This window comes from Parvimonas sp. D2 (genome assembly GCF_035282635.1).
Taxonomy (GTDB): Bacteria; Bacillota; Clostridia; order Tissierellales; family Peptoniphilaceae; genus Parvimonas.
This window is the reverse complement of record NZ_JAYKBO010000003.1, coordinates 123,440-144,530: the sequence shown is the minus strand read 5'-3', so window position 1 is coordinate 144,530 and position 21,091 is coordinate 123,440. Positions and strand designations below refer to the sequence as shown.

The 21,091-nt window shown below is 28.1% G+C and carries 18 protein-coding genes, 2 tRNA genes and 1 riboswitch; of the genes, 10 read left to right on the top strand and 10 right to left on the bottom strand.

All coding sequences use genetic code 11. The annotated features are described in order from the left end of the window. Nucleotides 1-52 precede the first annotated feature (52 nt). A complete protein-coding gene (gene uraA, locus VJI77_RS04895) occupies nucleotides 53-1,318 on the bottom strand; it encodes a uracil permease (protein ID WP_323988515.1) in 1,266 nt (421 codons plus the stop codon). 462 nt (nucleotides 1,319-1,780) lie between these two features. Between uraA and VJI77_RS04890 the strand changes: the two genes are divergently transcribed. After that, complete coding sequence (locus tag VJI77_RS04890; RefSeq protein ID WP_323988514.1) at nucleotides 1,781-3,373, top strand: ABC transporter ATP-binding protein; 1,593 nt, start codon at nucleotides 1,781-1,783, stop codon at nucleotides 3,371-3,373. Nucleotides 3,374-3,863: 490 nt separating this feature from the next. Further along, nucleotides 3,864-5,360: a glutamate/gamma-aminobutyrate family transporter YjeM gene (yjeM, locus tag VJI77_RS04885; protein ID WP_293439600.1), complete on the top strand. Its 1,497-nt coding sequence runs from the start codon at nucleotides 3,864-3,866 to the stop codon at nucleotides 5,358-5,360. A gap of 73 nt (nucleotides 5,361-5,433) precedes the next feature. Here yjeM and VJI77_RS04880 read toward each other — a convergent pair whose 3' ends face one another. Then, a complete protein-coding gene (locus VJI77_RS04880) occupies nucleotides 5,434-6,036 on the bottom strand; it encodes an ECF transporter S component (RefSeq protein ID WP_323988513.1) in 603 nt (200 codons plus the stop codon). Nucleotides 6,037-6,085: 49 nt separating this feature from the next. Next, nucleotides 6,086-6,199, bottom strand: a riboswitch (FMN riboswitch). Nucleotides 6,200-6,409: 210 nt separating this feature from the next. On the opposite strand from VJI77_RS04880, the gene VJI77_RS04875 reads away from it, so the two are divergent. From VJI77_RS04875 to VJI77_RS04860, 4 genes are all read left to right on the top strand, one after another. Further along, nucleotides 6,410-10,378: an N-acetylmuramoyl-L-alanine amidase family protein gene (locus VJI77_RS04875; RefSeq protein ID WP_323988512.1), complete on the top strand. Its 3,969-nt coding sequence runs from the start codon at nucleotides 6,410-6,412 to the stop codon at nucleotides 10,376-10,378. 343 nt (nucleotides 10,379-10,721) lie between these two features. After that, the gene (locus tag VJI77_RS04870; protein ID WP_323988511.1) at nucleotides 10,722-11,537 is read left to right on the top strand and encodes a 2-hydroxyacyl-CoA dehydratase family protein; all 816 of its coding nucleotides are present in this window, start codon (nucleotides 10,722-10,724) and stop codon (nucleotides 11,535-11,537) included. A gap of 23 nt (nucleotides 11,538-11,560) precedes the next feature. Beyond that, the gene (locus tag VJI77_RS04865) at nucleotides 11,561-12,835 is read left to right on the top strand and encodes a double-cubane-cluster-containing anaerobic reductase (RefSeq protein WP_009354390.1); all 1,275 of its coding nucleotides are present in this window, start codon (nucleotides 11,561-11,563) and stop codon (nucleotides 12,833-12,835) included. Beyond that, complete coding sequence (locus VJI77_RS04860) at nucleotides 12,835-13,089, top strand: DUF3343 domain-containing protein (protein ID WP_323988510.1); 255 nt, start codon at nucleotides 12,835-12,837, stop codon at nucleotides 13,087-13,089. Before VJI77_RS04865 ends, VJI77_RS04860 begins: the two co-directional genes overlap by 1 nt. 40 nt (nucleotides 13,090-13,129) lie before the next feature. On the opposite strand, the gene VJI77_RS04855 is transcribed toward VJI77_RS04860, so the two are convergent. The 8 genes from VJI77_RS04855 to VJI77_RS04820 form a co-directional block, all read right to left on the bottom strand. Further along, nucleotides 13,130-13,582: a hypothetical protein gene (locus tag VJI77_RS04855; RefSeq protein WP_323988509.1), complete on the bottom strand. Its 453-nt coding sequence runs from the start codon at nucleotides 13,580-13,582 to the stop codon at nucleotides 13,130-13,132. A gap of 17 nt (nucleotides 13,583-13,599) precedes the next feature. Continuing rightward, a complete protein-coding gene (locus VJI77_RS04850; protein ID WP_313961308.1) occupies nucleotides 13,600-14,031 on the bottom strand; it encodes a hypothetical protein in 432 nt (143 codons plus the stop codon). A 30-nt stretch (nucleotides 14,032-14,061) separates the two neighbouring features. Further along, complete coding sequence (locus tag VJI77_RS04845; protein WP_323988508.1) at nucleotides 14,062-15,132, bottom strand: PIN/TRAM domain-containing protein; 1,071 nt, start codon at nucleotides 15,130-15,132, stop codon at nucleotides 14,062-14,064. 9 nt (nucleotides 15,133-15,141) lie between these two features. Then, nucleotides 15,142-15,621 carry a CarD family transcriptional regulator gene (locus VJI77_RS04840; RefSeq protein WP_009354432.1) on the bottom strand — a complete coding sequence of 160 codons (480 nt, stop codon included), beginning with the start codon at nucleotides 15,619-15,621 and terminating at the stop codon, nucleotides 15,142-15,144. Nucleotides 15,622-15,723: 102 nt separating this feature from the next. Beyond that, on the bottom strand, nucleotides 15,724-16,626 hold the full coding sequence (locus VJI77_RS04835) for a ribonuclease H-like domain-containing protein (RefSeq protein WP_323988507.1): 903 nt from the start codon (nucleotides 16,624-16,626) through the stop codon (nucleotides 15,724-15,726). A 77-nt stretch (nucleotides 16,627-16,703) separates the two neighbouring features. Then, nucleotides 16,704-16,787 (bottom strand) — tRNA-Leu (locus tag VJI77_RS04830). A gap of 5 nt (nucleotides 16,788-16,792) precedes the next feature. Next, nucleotides 16,793-16,869, bottom strand: a tRNA-His gene (locus VJI77_RS04825). A gap of 87 nt (nucleotides 16,870-16,956) precedes the next feature. Next, nucleotides 16,957-17,457 (bottom strand): Fur family transcriptional regulator, encoded by a 501-nt coding sequence (locus VJI77_RS04820; RefSeq protein WP_323988505.1) that lies wholly within the window; start codon nucleotides 17,455-17,457, stop codon nucleotides 16,957-16,959. A 111-nt stretch (nucleotides 17,458-17,568) separates the two neighbouring features. Here VJI77_RS04820 and VJI77_RS04815 point away from each other — a divergent pair, with 111 nt between their 5' ends. The 4 genes from VJI77_RS04815 to VJI77_RS04800 all read left to right on the top strand — a co-directional run bounded on the left by VJI77_RS04815 (nucleotide 17,569) and on the right by VJI77_RS04800 (nucleotide 21,091). Continuing rightward, a complete protein-coding gene (locus tag VJI77_RS04815) occupies nucleotides 17,569-18,525 on the top strand; it encodes a metal ABC transporter substrate-binding protein (RefSeq protein WP_323988503.1) in 957 nt (318 codons plus the stop codon). Nucleotides 18,526-18,532: 7 nt separating this feature from the next. Continuing rightward, nucleotides 18,533-19,204, top strand: coding sequence for a metal ABC transporter ATP-binding protein (locus VJI77_RS04810; RefSeq protein ID WP_313961304.1), 672 nt, complete (start codon nucleotides 18,533-18,535; stop codon nucleotides 19,202-19,204). Further along, nucleotides 19,204-20,007: a metal ABC transporter permease gene (locus VJI77_RS04805; RefSeq protein ID WP_293439550.1), complete on the top strand. Its 804-nt coding sequence runs from the start codon at nucleotides 19,204-19,206 to the stop codon at nucleotides 20,005-20,007. The genes VJI77_RS04810 and VJI77_RS04805 overlap by 1 nt, the downstream gene beginning before the upstream one ends. A gap of 97 nt (nucleotides 20,008-20,104) precedes the next feature. After that, nucleotides 20,105-21,091, top strand: coding sequence for a lipoate--protein ligase (locus VJI77_RS04800; protein ID WP_323988501.1), 987 nt, complete (start codon nucleotides 20,105-20,107; stop codon nucleotides 21,089-21,091).

The window sequence follows — 21,091 nt, the reverse complement described above, 5'->3', positions numbered from 1 at the left end:
AGAATTAAAAACTCAACTTTTTCTTGAAAAGTTGAGCATTTTTTTATCCTATTTATTTATGATTTGACAGTCCAAACCTGTTTAAGAAATGGAATATTAAACTTAATACTACAGCAACCATACTTGCAAGAACCATTCCTTTTAACTGCATTCCAAAGAAATTAATTGAAATTCCACTAAGTCCTGTTACAAATACAACTGAAGTCAAAATCAAATTTTGGCTATTTGAGTAGTCAACTTTTGAATCAACTAAGAGTCTTATTCCAGAAGTTCCAATCATTCCGTAAAGTAAAAATGTTATTCCACCGATTACATTTCCCGGTATGCTTTGAATTAACATACTTAAAGGTGCGATAAATGCCATACAGATTGAGATTACCGCTGCACCAGCAATTACATAAACTGAATAAACTTTAGTAACTGCCATTACACCTATGTTTTCTCCATAAGTTGTTGTTGGAACTCCGCCCACAAGAGCAGACAACATAGTTGAGAAGTTATCGGCAAAGATACTTCTGTGTAAGCCCGGATCTTCTAAAAGATTTTTACCTATTATATTACTTGTTACAACTTGATGGCTAATATGTTCGGAAGTTATAACGAGTAATGCAGGTAACATTATTAAACTTGCTTTGAAGTCAAAAATTGGAAATTGAAATTCCGGTATTGTAAATAATGTTGAAGATGTAACTGTAGAAAAGTCAATCATTCCAAAAGCTAAGGCTGCAATATATCCACATATAATTGCGATAAGGATTGGAATTGTTCCTAAAAATTTTCTAAATACAACTGAACCTAAAATCGCAACTGAAAGAGTGATTAAAAATACATAAACATCGGCATTAGTTGAAGTTTCAGTCAATATATTTGCACCTATTTTTCCGCCTCTTATTGTATTTCCTGCAAGTTCAAGGCCGATAAGGGAAACAACAGCGCCCATTGCTGCAGGTGGAAGCACAATATTTATCCAATCTGTTCTGAATTTATAGATTAAATAAGCCAAGATGCAACCTAAAAATCCCGTTGTAGCAAAAGCGCCAAGTGCATATCTATAACCCATAGTGTTTATAATAACAGTACCTACTCCCAAAAAGGCAAAACTTGAACCTAAATAGGCGGGTGCCTTTCCTTTTGTTATAAAAATAAATAACAATGTACCTATACCATTCATCAAAAGAACAATTCCAGGGTTTACATTAAATAAAATTGGAACCAAAACTGAAGCTCCAAACATAGCAAAAGTATGTTGTAAACTCAAAGGGATAAGCATTGTAACAGGAACTTTGTCCCTTACACCGATAATTTCTTTATTATTCATAAATCCTCCTTCGGCTTAAGTCTTAAAAATATAAAAAAAATGAAATAACAACAGTTATTCCATTAATAATTAAGTAAAATATTTTTAAAGACAATAAGTCCGTTATTAAAATTAAAAAAGAGAGTCGTCAAAACAAAGTTAAAAAAGTTAAATATATTTGTTTTAAAAAACTTAACTAAATTTGCCATAACTTACCTCCTTAAATTTATCTTTACAATTATACAGCATATAATATAAAAAGTAAAGTCTTAAATTGCATGAAAATTAAGGTCTTATCATACTTAAAATTTTATATATTTATAGAAAGTATGATATAATTAAGTTTACCATAGATATTTTAAAAAGAGAATTTAATTTCATCATACTTAACATCTAAAAAAGTTATAGAAATGAAAAGTATGATACAATAAAGTTGTGTAAAAAGTGAATTATATTTTTACAAAAAACATTTAGGAGTAAAAAATGAAAGATTATTTATCTAAAGTTAAAAAATATATTATTCTTCAAGTAGTATTGGATTTTATAGGAGTTATTTGTTTAGCATTAACTCCATTGATTCAAAAGTGGTTATTTGATTATGGATTACAAAGCGCCTCAAGTCAAATCATTTTAGCTATTATATTATATGCTTTATTACTTGGAATTTATTCTCTAATGCAATATTTTTGCATTTTAGTAGCATTTAAATCAGGAATTTCATTTGAAACAAGACTTAAAAAGAGTTTTTTTGATAAAATTTTTAATATGAATGCTAAAGTTTTTCAAGAGAAGCCGATAGGGGAATATATTTCTATTCAATCAAATGATATTACTGCATTAGAACAAGATTATTTACAACCTATTGTAGATGTAATTCGTTCTGTAAATATGATGTTGATTTATGGAGTTATTATTTTTATGAATATCAACCATAAAATTGGTTTAGTTGTAGTTTTATCTTCTATTTTTGCGATTTTTATCCCAAAGATATTTGGAAAAATGTTGGATAATAGTAGAAGTAATTATCAAAGACATCTTGGAAAATATACTTCAACTATTTCCGATTTGCTTGAAGGTTTTGGTTTAATAAATTCTAAAACAATTGAAAATATAAAAAATAGACATAATGAAATTCTACATAAAACAGCGGATAAAAGATATGAATTTGGAAAGAAAAAAGCACTGGTACTTGGATTAAGTGATTTAATGACAAAAATGGTTAGGGCTTTTACTTTTGCGATTGTAGGATATTTATTCTATAAAAAAGAGATAACTGTAGGTGTTGCAATAGCAACATTAAGCTATTCTTCTGCATTTATCGACCCTATTGATAGCTTGCTATATGACATTACGGCTATTCGTTCAGTCAATTCTACAAAACAAAATATCCTTTCGTTTTTAAATCAAAAATCAGAAACAGAAAGCAAAAAAGAATTGGAAAATTTTAAAAATGAGCTGATTTTTGATAATGTAAAATTCACAGTTGATAAACTACAACTAGAAGATATAAACTTAAAAATAGAAAAAGGTAAAAAATATGCAATTGTTGGTAAATCAGGAGCTGGAAAGTCAACATTTTTAAATTTATTACTTGGAATACATAAGCCAAATCAAGGGGAAGTCATTATTGACGGAGAAAATGTAAAAGAGCTTAATTTATCAAATACATTGCTTTATATGAGTCAACATGAGCATATTTATCGTGCATCTGTAAAAGAAAATATAACTGTTTTTGATTCATATTCCTATGATTACATTCCTGATAATGCCCATGAAATTGCTATGATAAAGAATATTCTTAATAGAAATACTGATGACTGTTCAAACTTTAGTGGTGGTGAAAAAAGAGTTCTTGCATTACTTCGTATATTGTGTAGAAAAGGAGAAATACTGGTTTTGGATGAACCTTTTACAGGTGTTGATACGGAAAGTGTTTCAAAATTAGAAGATATTTTATTGAAAACGGATCAAACAGTTTTGATTGTAACACATAATACATCTATTGATCATCTAAAAAAATTTGATAATATAATTAGTGTGATAGACGGAAAAGTTTTTATTGAAGATGTAAAGTAAAAATTTAAAAATAGTTTTATTAAAACGGCAAAATTAAAAGCCGTTTTTTTATGCATTTTTGAATTAATTAATTTGTACTAAAGAAAGTAAAAAACATTTTTAAATACGCAAAAGTTTTTTTACATAAATGTAAAATAAGAAAAAATTGTCAAAGATACATATTTTAAAAGATGATATTATCAAAATATGCAAAATAACGTCAACTCTTAAGCTGTGAATAAATGTTATATTAAAATTACTTATGAAAGTTTTTGCGTATAAATTTGTCATAGCATAGCAATCTAACTTGAAAGTGATGATACCTTTAGAATATGATAGATATCACTATTATAAACTTAATTTTTTTATAAAAATTCAATATTTTGAATATATGGCTTAATTTTGAAAATCATACTCGATTAGAAATATAAAATTTTTTTATGATATGTTGACAGGGCTGTGATTTTATGTTAAAATTCAAAATGTAAAAAATAAATATTGGAGGGATATTATGTCTAAAAAGAAATTGAGTTTAAGAGCACTCGTTTTGATGGTGTTCACTTCTGTTTTTGGGTTTACTAACATCACAAGATCATATTATCTTATGGGATACGCAGCTATTCCTTGGTTTATTATTTCTTGTGTTGCATTCTTCTTGCCATTTGCATTTATGATTGCAGAATATGGCTCAGCTTTCAAAGATTCTGAGGGAGGAATCTACTCATGGATGGAAGGAAGTTCAGGAAGTAAGTATGCATTTATGGTAACGTTTATGTGGTATGCATCTTACATTGTATGGATGGTAAATGTTGGTTCAGGTATTTGGATAGTTTTATCAAATGCAATTTTTGGGGTTGATAAAACTCAAAGTTGGTCATTGTTTGGACTTGACTCTGTAAAAACATTAGGTATTCTTGCTATTATATGGATTGTATTTTTAACATTCATTTCTAACAAAGGTGTTGATAAAATTAAAAAGTTCACATCTTTTGGTGGTAGTGCCGTAGCATTGATTAATGTATTTTTATTTGTTGGCGGAATTTTAATGTTAATCCTTAATAAAGGTGGAGTTGGTGATCCAATAACTGTTGATGCTTTAGCTCATTCACCAAACCCTGCTTATGCTGGTGGTTTACAAGTATTATCATTCATAGTATATGCTATATTTGCTTATGGTGGTTTGGAAGTTGTAGGTGGACTTGTTGACCAAACTGAAAATCCTGAAAAGAACTTTCCAAAAGGTATTGTTATTTCAGCTATTGTTGTATCTTTAGGATACTCATTAGGTATTTTGATTTTTGGTACTTTTACTAAATGGTCATTTGCATTTACACAATTTTCAACACAAAAAATCACTTTAGGTAATGTATCATATATTGCTATGAATCACATGGGATATCAATTAGGACTTGCTTTTGGTCTTGCTGAATCTGCTGCAAGAAATGTAGGACTTTGGGTTGCTCGTTATATGGGTATTTCAATGTTCCTTGCTTTAACTGGAGCATTCTTTACTCTTATTTATTCACCATTAAAACAATTAATTGGTGGAACTCCTAAAGAATTATGGCCAAAATCATGGACTGAACAAAAGAATGGAGTATATACTAAACCAATGATATATCAAGCAATTTGTGTAGTTGTAATCATTTTTATAGTATCATTTGGTGGAAAGAGTGCACAACAATTTTTCCAAATTTTAGTTTCCATGACTAATGTATCTATGACTTTACCTTATTTCTTCATTGCTTATTCATTCTTAGCATTTAGAAAAAATGAAAATATTGAAAGACCTTTTGTAAGATTTAAAACATATTCAACAGTTAAAGTTGTTGTAGCAGTTACTTGCTTTATAGTTGGTTTTGCAAACTTATTTACAGTTATTGAACCAGCTATTTCATCAGGAGATTGGTTAACAACAATAATGTCAATCGCTGGACCATTATTATTCACTTTGATTGCATTATTACTTTATAGAAGAATGGAAAAAACAAAAGGAATAGAAAAATAAAATAAGAAATATAAAGAAACGGCAAATAAAATTTGCCGTTTTTTGATGTATTTATTAAAAAAAGCATAGAGTTCTATGCTTTTCTTTTTAGTATTGGGGAAATTCTTTTATATAATAAAGATGTTACAATTGACGTAACTGCTGTCTTAACTAAGTTAAAAGGTAGAACTGAAAAAACCATTAATGTAAAGTAACTTGTTACAAGAGGATTTATTTTTGCTACCATACCTACAAAAGAATTTAAGTCAATTTTTAACAACTTCGCATAAAGTGGGAATATAACAAAATAATTGCTCAAAGTTGCAACTAAGGACATTGAAATACTTCCGATTAGTAGTCCTAAAAGAGCTGACTTTTTACTTTTGTTATGCTTATAAATAAAAGCTGTCGTCAATACAAATGCTGATGAAACTATAAGATTTGAAAGTTCTCCAACATAAAAAGTTTTTGTTCCATTAATTACAATATTAAGTAATATTTTTATACATACTATTAAAAATCCTGCTAATGGTCCCATTGCAAATCCTCCAATTAATGCAGGAAGTTCTGCAATATCCATTTCCATAAATGTAGGTGCAAAAGGTAGTGGAATTTTAATAAACATTAAAAGTACAGATATTGATGCAAGAATTGCAATTTTTGTAATCTCTGAAATACCGAATTTTTTGTTATTCATAATAACCTCCTAAAATTTAGCAAAAAAAAATGCCATCTTTAGGGCATAAACATCTCTTCTTTCATCCAGACTTTAACTGTCGGTATTGGAATTTCACCAATTCAGCATAATGCTCGCAGACTTTACTGCCGGTGAGGAAACGACCCTCGCCCTGAAGACAAGTTGAGTATATCATAAATAATAAGCATTGTCAATAGGAAAAATTTTGTTTTAAGTTTAAGGCAAAAGCATATTCTATGTGTTTTTAATAAAGATTATTAATGAATAATGATTATTCATAAAAATTATTTATTCATTGATAAATTATTTGCAAAAAAATTTTCTGTAATATATAATCTATATGTTAGAAAATTTTTAAGGAGGTAGCATTAGAATGAAAATGCTTAAAAAAATCTTTGCATTTGTACTTTTGTTTTCAATTGTATTTAGTTCTATCGGTATAAATACTTTTGCAAAAGAAACAAGTGCTTTAACTGATGTAGAAGATACAACTGTTATGTCTCCTACTGAAGACGGAAAGAGGACCTTTACACTTAAGGGTTCTGATTTAGAAGAAGAAGATATTAAGGCTAAAGTAGTACTTAAAGGAAGTACAGAACGTTTAACTGAAGTTGAAAAGTCAATAACTTTTTCTGAAGAAACAAAAGAAAACACAAGTAATAAAGTTGTTACTTTAACTTTTCCTAAAAATGAAACTGGAAAAATGCAACAATATGAAGTTTCTTTTAGTGTTAAAGGAGATGATGAATCTTTTGTAGATGAGTTTAAAAAAGTTATAAGAATAAGAAAGAGTTCTTCAAGTGGTGGTGGAGCTGTTGTACCACCTGTAAATCCTGAACAACCTAAACCTGTTGAAGAAAATGCAATTTTAAATGTAACAACAGATACTGAAAACTTGTCAGCAGAAGGTGGAGAGGTCAATTTAACATTATTTACTAAAAAAATTAATGATAAACATATATCTTCTAAAGATGTAAAACTTCAAGTATCTTTAGATGGAATTGTAACAGAATTAGGAAAAAATATAGAAGTAAAAGGTGAAAAAGCAAAAAAGACTATAACTCTAAAGTTTCCTAAGAATAATACTTCTAAAGAGCAAGTTTATACTATAAAATTCAATACAAAAGGCTCTGAAACAGATTTTCAAGATGAACCAATAGTTACTATTAAAGTTGCACCATCTGAGCAAAATAATGAAGAAAATGCGATTATTAGAGTAACGCCTGAAAATCAAAACTTGCCAATGGAAGGTGGAGAAATAAATTTAGAATTAATTACTAAGAGAGTTAATGAAAATCATATTTCTGCTGAAAATGTTAAAGTACAAGTATTATTAAATAATATTCCTACTGATTTAGGAAAAAATGCAGTAGTTAAAGGAAATAAAGCTAGAAAGACAATTACTTTAAGTTTTCCTAAGAATGAAACTTCTAAGGAACAAGTTTATACTATAAAGTTTAATACAAATGGATCTGAAACTGTATTTCAAGAAAATCCAACAGTTAAGATTACGGTTGAAGCTTCTGAGCAAAGTAAAATGCTTGTAAATGAACTTAGAGTGAAAACTCCTAATATGCCTAAGGCGGGTGGAGCTAATACTATTACTGTAAAAGGTGAAAATTTAGAGTCTGATAAACTTAATCTTGAAATTTTCAAAATTGAAAAAGGCATTGAAAATAAAATTAATATAGATTATACTTTTGCAGGAACAAGCGAAGTTCAAAGTGCAACTTTAAATTTCCCAAAAGCAAAGTCAAATAAGGAAGAAGTTTATAAGATAAGATTAAAAGATAAAGAAGTTACTGTTACTGTAGGGGAGAAAGAAAGTGGAGAAGTAGTTGATTTAGTTCCAAGTAACGTTTATCTTAATAATAGTAAAATAAAAGTCACTTTAAAATTTGATGAAAAAATTTTTCCAGTAAAGGACATTGAAAGTCTAAAATCTGGAATTTCTTATAAAAAATCTGTATCAGATAATTTTGAAAAGTTAAAGCCGGAAGATAAGGTTGAAGTGGTTGAAGATAGAATTGTAATTACTTTAGCAAATCCAATTGAAATTAAAATGGGAGCAAAGATTAACTTTACAGATAGAATAATCAAAGATGGAAAAGACAGAGAAAACAGAGCTTTTGAAAGATTTATTAATGATGCATTACCAACAGTAAATGAAGCTAATTTTGTTGAAGGAGAAATTTTAACAAAAGTAGGTGGAAATGCAAAAGTTAAGATAGTTGGAGAAAACTTAAAAGAAGCTCTTAAAGTTAAAATCATAAAGAATAATAAAGATAAAACTTCTAATTCTGAAATAACAGAATCTGCGAATGTAAAAGTTGAAGTTATAAATAACAATCAACAAAATATATCTTTTAAATTACCAGCAAATAAAAGCTTAAAAGCAGAAACTTATTCAGTTATGGTATCTTTAGATGGTGGAAAAACATATTCTTCTGCAATTGGAGTAAATATATTACAAAATAGAGCAAAAAGATTAGTTTCAACAGTTTTACCTACAGATAAAATAACAGACAAGCCAATTTTGAGCTTTATGTCAATTCAGTCTTATGGAACATCAGGTGGTGGTACTGAACAACCTGATGTAACTCATACTTATACTCCAGTTGGTCAAGAAAGTAAGAAAACTTGGGTTACTATGTTTGGAGCTAATTTTAATAAATCTTTGACGAAGATAAAAATTGTAGATGAAAATGGAATAGAATGGTATCCACTACAAAACGAGGGAACATCTGATAGTATGGATAATTTCATAATGGTTAGTGCAGATGGAACTGGAATTTACGGAAACGGAAATACTCAAATGTTTGAACTTATTTGTCCAAGAAATGTTACAATCCCAACAAATCCAAATGGAGATGTTACTTTTAAATATTTAGTTGCTGTTGATGGTGAAAATTTTGATGAAGAAGTTTTTGTAAAAGCAACTGTTGTAAATGATAAAGTTGGGAAAAAGGAAAATATGACAGCAGATGAAATATCTGAAGTAAAAGTAAAACATCAAACAGAAAATGGTAAAGTAGTTTCTAAAGAAATAACTGTTAAAGGTTATAAATGGTCTAAACTTAGATCTTTTAATGTAAGACCTATAGAAAATAATGCGGATTTTGAAGCTATAAAATATAAGATAGTAAGAGCTGATGGAAGTGTTGAAGAAAAAGAAATAGGAAATATCCATGAAGAAAAAGTTAGAGATATTAAAGAAGTAACATTTATCTATAAGAGCAATATAAATCTTGATGAATTAAATGAAGCGATAACAAATGCGAATGCAGCAAAAGAAACAGACAAATATAAATATGCTACAGAAGAAATCAAAAACGAATTCGATAAGGCATTAGAAAAAGCTGTTAATGCTGTAGAAACTCCTGTAAGTCAAGAAAATGTAAACAATTTAACAAAGACTTTAAAGGAAAAGACAGAAAAATTAGATGGTGTTAAACCTGAAAATCCTGAAGAAGAAGTTACACTTACAGATGAAGAAACAAAAATTTCGGTTACAGGAAAGAATCTAGCCGGAAAAGAAATAGTTGTTAAAAGATTGTGGATAATAAAATCAAAAGATGTTTCAACTTTCGACATTACTTTTAGAGATGCAGTAACAAAAGAAAAAGTAGATTTACCAATTGGTAAGTACAAAGTTGTAATTCCAAAAGAAAAAGACAGAGAAGTACTAAATGTATATCATTTGCCAGATAAAGGGCAAGAAGAAAAAGTTGAATTTACGCAAGATTCTAACTCAGTAACATTCTTTACTACTCACTTTTCAAAATATGTCTTAGAATATAAGGCTAATAATCCAGGACAAACAGAAGTTTATGAATGGGTTAAAAATGATGATGGAACATGGACATATCAATCATCTGACGGGAAGTTAGTAGTAAAAGACAGCTGGAAATTTATAGACAATGAATGGTATAGATTTGACAAAGATGGTAAAATGCTATCAAATAAATGGTTTGAAGAAAATGGAAAATGGTACTATATTGAAGAAAATGGAACAATGTCTAAAAACGAATGGATAATCGTTAATGGAGAATGGTACTATGCAAATACAAGTGGAAGAATTTCGCAAAACGAATGGGTACTAGTAAACGAAAATTGGTACTATGCAAATGCAAGTGGAAGAATTTCACAAAATGAATGGGTATTAGTAAATGGAAATTGGTATTATGCAAATGCAAGCGGACGTATAGCAGATAGCGAGTGGTTCATAGTAGGAGGCAAATGGTACTATGCTGAAAAAGGTGGTCTAATTGCTCAAGGAAAAACTATAAAAATTAATAATATAAATTATACATTTGATTCAAACGGTGTATTAGTTAAATAGTAAAACAAATAATCTTATTAAAAACTCCGATAATATAATCGGAGTTTTTTTATATTTTTAATTGATAAATCAATATTCTACTATAAAATTTTATTATGAATAAAGAGTTTCAATTAGAATTTCTAATTTTACTATATAAAATATATGTGATATAATACAAATATGACATTATGAGTTAGTGTATTTGACTAAATGATAATAAAAAATTTTTATTACAGTTGGAGGTGAGTAATTAAATAGTCAGATACAGTATAAAAAGTAATTTTATCATAGAATTTCTTGAATAATATCTAAAGGATTAAATAAAGAAAATTTGAGGAGATATGACTGGATAGAAAAAATTATGGAAGATTTGAGAGAAGAAATTTTAGAACTTAGGCGAAATGCTTTTGTAGAAACAATAATGGGTTTGGAGAATGAAATATACATAATAGGTTACTTGGGAAGAACTGTTCCAAAAGAGATATTTTACGGTTTTGACCTAGTGCCCTTACCTTTGGACGGAGTAGATAAATACATATTGGAATATTCAAATGAAAAAGATTTGTGTAGCATAATTGATTCAACTTTGACTTATGCTATGACAAAAAAATGCCCTTTACTTTATAATGCAAAATTGGTTGTTGTAGATAATTCCTGTCCTTTACTTTTAAAAATATTAAAAGAAAATTTAAAGGACAAGATTTTTTTCTATGATGGTAATATAAATAATTTAAAAAATAGAGTGGAGGACGTTTATAAAAGAGATTTTTCTGAAACAAATTTCTTAAAAGCAGTTGAGTTATCTAAAAATATTTCTTCAAAATTGGAAAAACTTTCCAAAACTAATATTGATTCCAGATTTTTATACGAAGTAGAATTTTATACTCAATTTATTTTCTCTTTGGAAGAAAAAAATAATATGATTGATAGAGTATTATCTCATTTTAAGGATGTAGATAAAAAAAGGCAGAAGCTATATGTTTCAAGAGCAATTCAGATTTTAGATTATATCGATGAAAAATATAAGGACTATAAAATCATAGAAAATTTTTGTCTTGGAGAAGTTTTTAAGACTTATAAAAGTAGTGGTTATGAGTTTTTAAAAGAGAAGTATAATTCTAAAAAATCAGATAAATTAGATATTTTATTTCAAGATTGTCCCTATGATAATAAATAAAAATTTATTTTAGGAGGCAAAAAATGGCTGATTACAGAAAAATGTGGGAAGAATTAGATATGGACGTAAATACTCATGATATTTTATGCGAAGTGTTACCTGTCGCATTTGGGGATGTTTTTTTAAGTCAAGAGAATAGACCGGAGAGTATGGATTATTTTAATATGGTAGTTGCAGAAATTCATGGGATTAGACCTGCAGAACTTATTGAATTTCAAAAGAAGGGTGGAAAAGTTGTAGGCTCTTTCTGTATCCATGTTCCAGATGAAGTTGTGGTTGCGGCTGGAGCTATCGCGACAGGTTTATGTAGTGGATCTCAATTTTGGGTTCCAGGTGGAGAAAAGGTACTTCCAACTTCAACTTGTCCATTGATTAAGGCGTCTTTAGGTGCAAGATTTGATAGAACTTGTCCTTTCTTTAGAATTGCTGACCTTTTTGTTGGAGAAACAACTTGTGATGGAAAGAAAAAAGCTTGGGAAATTTTAGCAAAAGATGCTCCAATGTATATAATGGATATTCCACAAATGAAGAGAGAAAAAGACTTTGTTAAGTGGAAAGAAGAAATAAAAGATTATATGGTTGAATTGGAAAAATTGACAGGAAATAAAATTACAGAAGAAAGCCTAAGAAAAGCCATTGTAACTTTGAATAATAAGAGAAGAGCTTTACAAAGATTAAATAGCTTTAGAAAACTTGAAAATGTACCAATTTCAGGAAGAGATGTACTACTTATTACACAAATAGCATTTTATGATGACCCTGAAAGATTTACTGCACAGGTAAATAGACTTTGTGATGAACTTGAAGAAAGAGCAAAGAATAATGTTAGTGTATTCAAAAAAGGTACAAAGAGAATATTGTTAACTGGAACTCCACTTTCAATTCCAAACTGGAAAATTCATCAAATCGTTGAAAATATTGGGGGAATGATTGTCTGTGAAGAAATGTGTACTGGAAATAGGTATTCTGAACATCTAGTAGATGAAAATGGAAAGACAATGGATGAAATGGTTGAAAATCTAACTCGTAGATACTTAGGAAATATAAACTGTGCATGCTTTACACCAAATACTGAAAGAGTTGAAGATATAATAAGATTAGTTAAAGAGTATAATATTGATGGAGTTATCGATGTAAACTTGAAGTTCTGTACACTTTATGACACAGAAGGAACTATAGTTGAAAAAGCATTGAAAGAAGCTAAAATTCCTGTTCTAGGAATTGAAACTGACTATACTGACTCAGACAGTGAACAATTAAAAACAAGAATTGGTGCATTTATAGAGATGTTAAGCTAATGTTATATTATATATTCTTTAAAGATACCAAAAGTGGACAGGAGCTTTATAAATTAATGAGAGAAAATGGAATAAAATGCACAATAGCACCAACTCCAAAAACTGAAGATCACTGTTGCGGAATAAGTATTTTATTTTATGATATTGAAGATAAAGCATTAATTAAAAAATTGATTTTGGAAAATGGTATCGAGATATTAAAATTTTATGAAAAAGAAAAAGATATAAATCCGGATAGGATGAAATTTTGTTAAAAAAACTTCGACAATTATGTCGAAGTTTTACTTTTTCTAATTATCTTTCAACACTGAATTTAAAAGTTTCTTCATCTTTATCAAAAGTTAAAGAATAAGTTTTTCCCTTTTCAACTTCTAGTGAAAGTTTAGTAGGTCCCCAAGTTGTAGTTACATTTTTATGTAGAACTCCAGGTCTTGTATAACTGTAAGTAAGTTCAACATCAACAGTTCCTGGTAATGCATAAATTACAGACTTAGTTCCTTCATAAGCGATTTTTGGATAAGCATTTGGACTTAAAATTGTTCCAGAAAGTGTTTTTGAAGTAATTGCATTAAAACCAGTATTTAAATAGATTTTAACCGCATCAGGATGATCTGAAAGCCATTTATCATATCCTTGTTTTCTTTTTTTCATCCAAATAATCATTCCAACAATGTAAACAATAAAAACAGCAGGAATGATATAAGCCATGATACCCATATTTTTAATCATTTGTGAAAAATTATTCATAATTTCCTCCTATATATTTATTCCGCTTTAAGCGTAATTGATTCTGCTTTATCTCCGACTATACTAAGATCTTCAATAAGTTTTTGGAACTGATTGTAACCTAATAATGATAAATCATAACTTTTAGTGTTATCATTTGAATCGATAACATATAAAGTAAAAATATCATTCTTAACTCTAGCTTTAATAGCACATTCATCTATTACATATTCATCAATTTTTTTGCCTTTCACTATTGTGAGTGTTTCATCAGTAACTTTAACATATAACTTTCTGTCTCCAAGAGTCATAACTAATGATGAAATAGCCACAATTGATACGATAATTACATTAACATAAAGTTGAACAAAAAATCGTAGAATAAATGCTAAAAATGCACAGGCTGCAACCAATATTACTAATTCCTTTACAACTTGAAAAGAAGTTGATTTGTAAATTCTCTCGTTCATAAAATCCTCCCTTTTAATTACATAATATATCTATTTTAAATTCTTTCTAGTAAAAATCATTTTACCTGCGGGAGTTTGCAATATGCTCGTTACAGTTGTTTCTATTGTTTGACCAATATAATCTTTCCCATCTTCAACTACAATCATAGTTCCGTCAGAAAGATAACCAAGACCTTGTTCAGGTTCTTTACCGCGATTGATGACTTCAACAATGAGTTTTTCACCTTGGATTACAACTGGTTTTACTGCAAGAGCAAGCTCATTTATATTAAGTATAGAAATTTTTTGAAGAGATGCAACTTTGTTCAAATTGTAGTCATTTGTAATAAGTTTTCCATGATAATCTTCTGTCAACTTTAACAGTTTATGATCTACCTCTTTGATATTCTTGTAATCTTTATCTACAACTTTTATTTCAATATTTTTTTCATTTTGTAGTAAATCTAAAATATCAAGTCCTCGTCTACCTCTTTGTCTTCTATTTGGGTCTTCAGAATCTGCAATATATTGCAATTCTTTAACCATAAACATAGCAATAATAATTGGACCTTCTAAAAATCCAGTTTTTATTATATCGTAAATTCTTCCGTCAATTATAACAGAAGTATCTAAAATTTTAGGACAAGATTGTCCTTTTTTAATATTTTTTTCTCTTGAAAAAAGTTTAAATTTCAATATTTCTTCTTTTTTATCTACTGCAATTTTAATTCCAATAAATCCAAGTGCGATATATATAAATATAGTAATTGTTGCACTTAGCAAATTTCCAATTACTGGAAATTTAATATTAGAAATTGGTAAAGAAATTAAAAAAGCTATAACTAATCCAATTATAAGTCCAACAATTGCCGAAACAATATCTGAAGTTGGAGTTTTTTGAACTTTTTTAATCATATCATCAAAATTATCTGTAAGTTTCTTAAAAATTATCGGGAATAATAAATAAAAAATAATACCAAAAATAATTGCAAAAAAAGAATAAATTGAAACTAAAACAGATTTATTTAATTCTAATTCTGTTACTTGACCAAATGCGTAAGCTAATAAAATTCCTATAAGCCCACCAAAAATAAGGGTCAAGTACCTTAAAATTTTAAGCATATCTTCCTCCTAGTGTTCCATAGAATAATCTATTATTTTGTTGATTTTGTTTTTTGGAAAACCACTGACCATAACAAATTCAGAAATTAAAATTCGTCTTGCAAGGTTTAACATAAACAATTCTTTTAAAGAAAGTTTACCTTTCTCATTTCTAATAGCTAAGCCTTTAAAGACATAAGCTATCTTAAAAATATCTGAAGACTTAAGTCTTTGTGTATTTTCTTTGTATCTTTGTACCCAATTATTAGGCATAGGGCAATCGACATCATTAAGATAATTGTAAACTTTATCAAGGGTATCTTCATTGACAAGTTGTCTAAACTCAAACTTATCAATATCTACTTCTTTAATAAATATATGCAAATTTTGCTCCATTGGAAGTTCAATCACATAAAATCGTTCGCAATCGTCACCTAAGTATTTGTTTTCTATACTTTTAATCAATCCTGCACCATGCATAGGATAAAATATTTTGTCTCCAACGTCCATAGCAAACTCCTAAATTTCACCAATAACTACATAACAACCCTCCAATATTATTATACACTAAAAGATGAAAAAATTAAAGGATTTTTTATCAATTTACCGAGATTAAATTAAATTCAGTAAAAGGAGTAAATTTTCTTTAATTATTTTATTATTTTTTATTATCAGAATAAAGTTTTCAGTTAAATTCTGAGATTCTTTAAATATCTTATTTTCATATTTTGATTTAAAAACTTTAGCTTTAATATTATTTTCAATTAGTCCTTCTTCTAATTCTAAGGAGATTTTGATTTCATCTTTATTGCTTGTAATACTGTAATTATTTTGATGAAAATTTATTTCTGCCTTTTCTATATTTGAAAGTCTTGCTATAAGATAATTTTTTTGAACATAAATATTTTTTAAAATTCCTTTAAATTTTTTATTATTTATAGTCAAAATTTTATTTAAGATGCTTTCCTTGTATTCATAAATATAGCTTAAAACTTGCAAATCAATATAATTGTGATAAATAAGTTTTGAAAGCATTTCCTTATCCTTAAGCTCTTGATACATTTTATAAATTTTAGGCATTTCTTGTTGATTAACATGGTCATGAACATCAAATCCAAGTCTTTTTCCTAAATTTATAGCTTTTAGACTAGGTTCATCAAGAAAGAAATTTAGTTTTTGAAATTGTCTATAAATATCAATATTCTCAAAGTCAACTTTTGAAATACTGTACTTTTCCATCTTTTTTCTAATAAATGGAAAATCAAACCTGTCACCATTATATGAGATTACTTTTTTTGAATTTAAAAGCTCTTTTACCTTTAAAATGAGTTCTTTTTCTTCTGCTTCATCTTCGATATAATATTGAGAATAAATTAATTCTTTTCCCTTTTTTTCACAAATTCCAAACATATACATAAAATCTTTAGTTCTACTAAGACCAGTTGTTTCTATATCAAATAGGGTATAGTCTTCAAAATTAGAGTCTGTTTTTTCTATATTTATAACTTTTTTCATAACAACTCCTTTTTTATTTTGTAAAGAAAAAAAGTAGAGTCAAAAACTCTACTTTTAAACTATTACAAATAGTAACATGGTGCAGGAAAGAGGACTTGAACCCCCACGTCAATGACACTAGATCCTAAGTCTAGCGCGTCTGCCAGTTCCGCCATTCCTGCATATATGGGGTGGATGATGGGATTCGAACCCATGACCTTCAGAGCCACAATCTGACGCCCTAACCAGCTAGGCCACACCCACCAAACTTTACATTCATATTAAATGCTTGTATATTATATCAATTTATAAAAACTTTGTCAAGTCTTTAATAATAATTTTTATAAATAATTATATACAATGCTCATCTTTACATTTATGTTTACTATCTGGTTCTTTACTGGAATCTTTTATAAATTCCAATTCTTCTTTTGAAAGTTTTTTCTGACAATTTTTACAAATACCTTTGATTTCTAAATAATGACCTGTTACGATAAATTCTGTTTTGTTTTCTATGTCATCGATTAAACTATGTATTGGGCAATGATTTATCGGTATTATTTTTTTGCATTTTTCACAAATTAAACTGTGAATATGTCCATTATTTAATTGATAATATGTAGTTCCATCTATTTCTGCAGTTCTTTTTGCAATATTTTTTTCGCAAAATTGATTTAATGCTCTATATATACTTGAAATACTATATTTTTCGCCTTTTGTAGAGATTGCATTGTAAATATCTTCTGCTGTAGTAGGAACTTCTCTTTTTTCTAATTCTTTAAGAATTGCCATTCTATTTTTTGTGATTTTCAAATCATTATCTTTTAGAGTTTTCAAAAAAGCCTTTTTCATAAATACTCTCCTTTGCTTGATTTTTCGACAAAATGGGTATATAATATTCTGTATGTAAATGAGTGCTATTTGCAAATGCAAATAATATTGATTAATTAAAAAGGGGTCATTATGAAAAAAATCATAACTAAAATCATTTCCTTTGCCATTATTATATCACTTTTTACAGCTTGTGGCAAAGAAAAAGTTAAAAACAACGAAACGAACGAAGTAAAAGAAAATAAAAAAGTAATATATACATCATTTTATCCATTACAAAGTATAACAAAGGAAATTGTTGGAAACAAAATGGAAGTTAGAAAATTAATTCCTAACGGACAAGAAGTTCATCATTGGGAACCAACTGCTCAAGATATGAAAAATTTATCTGAAGGTAGTGTAATTTTGGTAAATGGATTAGGCTTAGAAAGTTGGATGGATAAATTCAAGGAATCTATTAAAGATTTAAATGTTGTCGAAGTTTCAAAAGATGTTAATCTTTTGAAAGCGGAAGAAGAACATGAAGAAAATGAAAATCATGAAAGCGAAGAAAAACATTATCATGGTGAATATGATCCACATATTTGGTTAAGTTTAAGAAATATGAAAGTTATTGCAAAAAATATTTGTGATAAAGTTGTTGAGATGGATAAAGACAATGAGACATATTATAGAGAAAATTTAGCCAAGGTTCAAAATAGACTTGATGATTTGGATAAAAAATATTCTGAACAGTTGCAAAACGCAAAAATTAAGTCAATTATAACTTCACATGAAGCTTTTGCTTATCTACTTAAGGACTATGGTTTAAAACAAATTCCGATTGAAAATTTAACTTCTGATTCTGAACCTAATTTGGCAAAGATGAAAGAAGTTATAGAACTTGCAAAAAATGAGGGAATAAAGTATGTTTTCTATGAAGAATTAAGTGAAAACAAGGTTGAAGAAACTATTGCTAAAGAAATTGGTGGAGAAGTTAAAATGCTCTATACAATAGAGGGACAAACAGAAGAACAAGCTAAGGAAAATAAAGATTATTTTGAACTTATGGAAGAAAATTTAAAAGCTTTAGTTGAAGCTACAAAATAGGAGAAATATGGAAAATATTATTTCAATAAAAAATTTATCTTTTTCTTATAGTGGAGGTATTAATGTTTTAGAAAATCTTTCTTTTGATATTAAAGAGAAAGATTTTATAGCTATAATTGGAGCAAATGGTAGTGGAAAATCCACTTTGTTAAAACTCATTTTAAAAGAACTTAATCCTTCAAGTGGAGAGATATTTATATCAAATACAAATATTAAAAATTTTAAAGAATGGAATACAATTGGATATGTTCCACAGATAAATGCAAGTAATATTCCTAACTTTCCGATAACTGCTTTAGAGATTGTAACTTTAAATCTTTATGAAAAAATGGGCTTTTTCAAATTTTCTAGAAAAAGTCATAATGAACTTGCAAAAAGAGCATTATCTCAAGTTAATATGCTTGAGTTTGCAAATACACCTATAAATAAAATGAGTGGTGGACAACAACAAAGGATTATGATTGCAAAATCTTTGATTAATAACCCAAAAATTTTGATTTTTGATGAACCTACAACTGGTATTGACAAAGAAAGTAAAAATCAACTTTTTAAGATTTTAACACATCTAAACAGGGTGCATGGAATTACAATTTTACTTGTAACTCATGAGCTTGAGATTATGAAAGATAATTTGACAAAGGTTGTGGAAATAAAAGATAAGAAAGTGGTGGTAAGATAATGTTTCAACTTGAATTTATGAGAAGAGCTTTTTTAGTTGGAATTATGCTATCCATTGTTATACCTTGCATTGGGGTTGTTATGGTAAATAAGAGAAATTCTATGATTGGAGATGCCTTGTCCCATGTTTCTCTTGCGGGTGTTACTATTGGGCTTATCTTTAGAGTAAATCCGATTATAACTGCTATAATTTCCTGTGCAATTGCAAGTTTTTCTATCGAAATTATGAGAAGATATTTTCCGAAAAATTCAGATATATCAACTGCAATAATGATGAGTTTAGGTATTGGGCTTGCAGCTGTTCTTTCTGACTTTGTTAAGGGAGCGGCTAATTTCAACAGTTTTTTATTTGGTAGTATTGTAGCAATTAGTGATTTTGAAGTTATTTTAGTTACATTGGTATTTTTCATTGTAATTACAGTCTTTATAGTTTTATACAAAGCACTTTTATATGTTTCTTTTGATGAAGTCGGAGCAAGACTTGCAGGAATTAAAGTTCAAACTGTAAATATAATTTTTACATTTTTGATTTCTCTTTCCATTTCAATAGCTTCAAGAACTGTTGGAGTTTTGATGGTTTCATCACTAATGGTTGTTCCAGTCGCATGTGCCTTAAGGATTTCAAAATCGTATTTTCAAACAGTAGTTTACTCAGTACTATTTGGAATGGCATTTACTATTGCTGGAATTGTTATATCTTTTTATCAGGGGTTAAAGCCTGGTGGAACAATGGTTTTAACTGGAATTGCAGTGCTTTTTACAATAGTAATAGTTCAAAACTTAAGAAAGTTATTAAAAATTTAAAGAAAATCATTTTGGTTTTCTTTTTTTGTGCACTATTTTTATAACTTATTTTGTGGTAAAATATAGTTAAGTTAAAATTAATTTATGGAGAAATATTATGATTTTTGTTGAAAATAAAAATTTTGATCCTGCATTAAATCACGCAATCGAGCTTTATCTAATGGAAAATTATGATGAAGATATTTTTATGCTTTGGAGAAATAGACCTTGTATTTTGATTGGGAGATATCAAAATATTGATTTAGAAGTAAATTTAAATTTTACAAACGCAAATAATATGGATGTAATCAGAAGATTATCTGGTGGTGGTGCAATATATTGCGATACGGAAAATATGCAATATAGTTTTATAACAAAAAAAACTGGTGATGATGTAGATTCATCTTTTAAAAAATTTGCAAAACCCGTTGTTAATTTCTTAAATTCTTTGGGACTTAATGCAGAATTCACAGGAAGAAATGACATTCAAATAGATGGGGCAAAGGTAAGTGGAAATGCCCAATATCAAAATAAAGAAAAAATCCTACATCATGGAACTTTTTTGTTTAAGGCAAATTTATATAATCTAACTAATTCTTTAAAATCAAGAGATATTAAATTTAAAGGAAAAGCTGTTCAATCTGTAAGATCTAGAGTTGGATTTATTGGTGATATGATTGATATGGATGTCGAAAGCTTTATGGATAAAGCAATTGAATACATAAAAAAAGAATATAATATCACTGATACTACGATTTTAACTGAAGAAGAGATGAAAAAAATCTATGAAATTAGAAACTCACTTTTTGCAACAAAAGATTGGAATTATGGAAATGGCTCTTTAAAGAAAAATAGAAAGGCTGAAAAGTATTCTTGTGGAGTTGTGGAAATAGGCATTGATGTTGAAAATGGAAGAATTAAAGACATTTCGATAGAAGGGGATTTCTTTAGTGAATTGGGTATAGATAAATTATGTAGTATATTAAAAGGAGTTCAATGTTCTAAAGAAGCTGTTGAAGAAGCTCTTAAGGGTATTGAAATTGATAGATACATTAAGTCAATGGATAAAAAAGTTTTTATTGATGATATAATTAAATTATTTTAA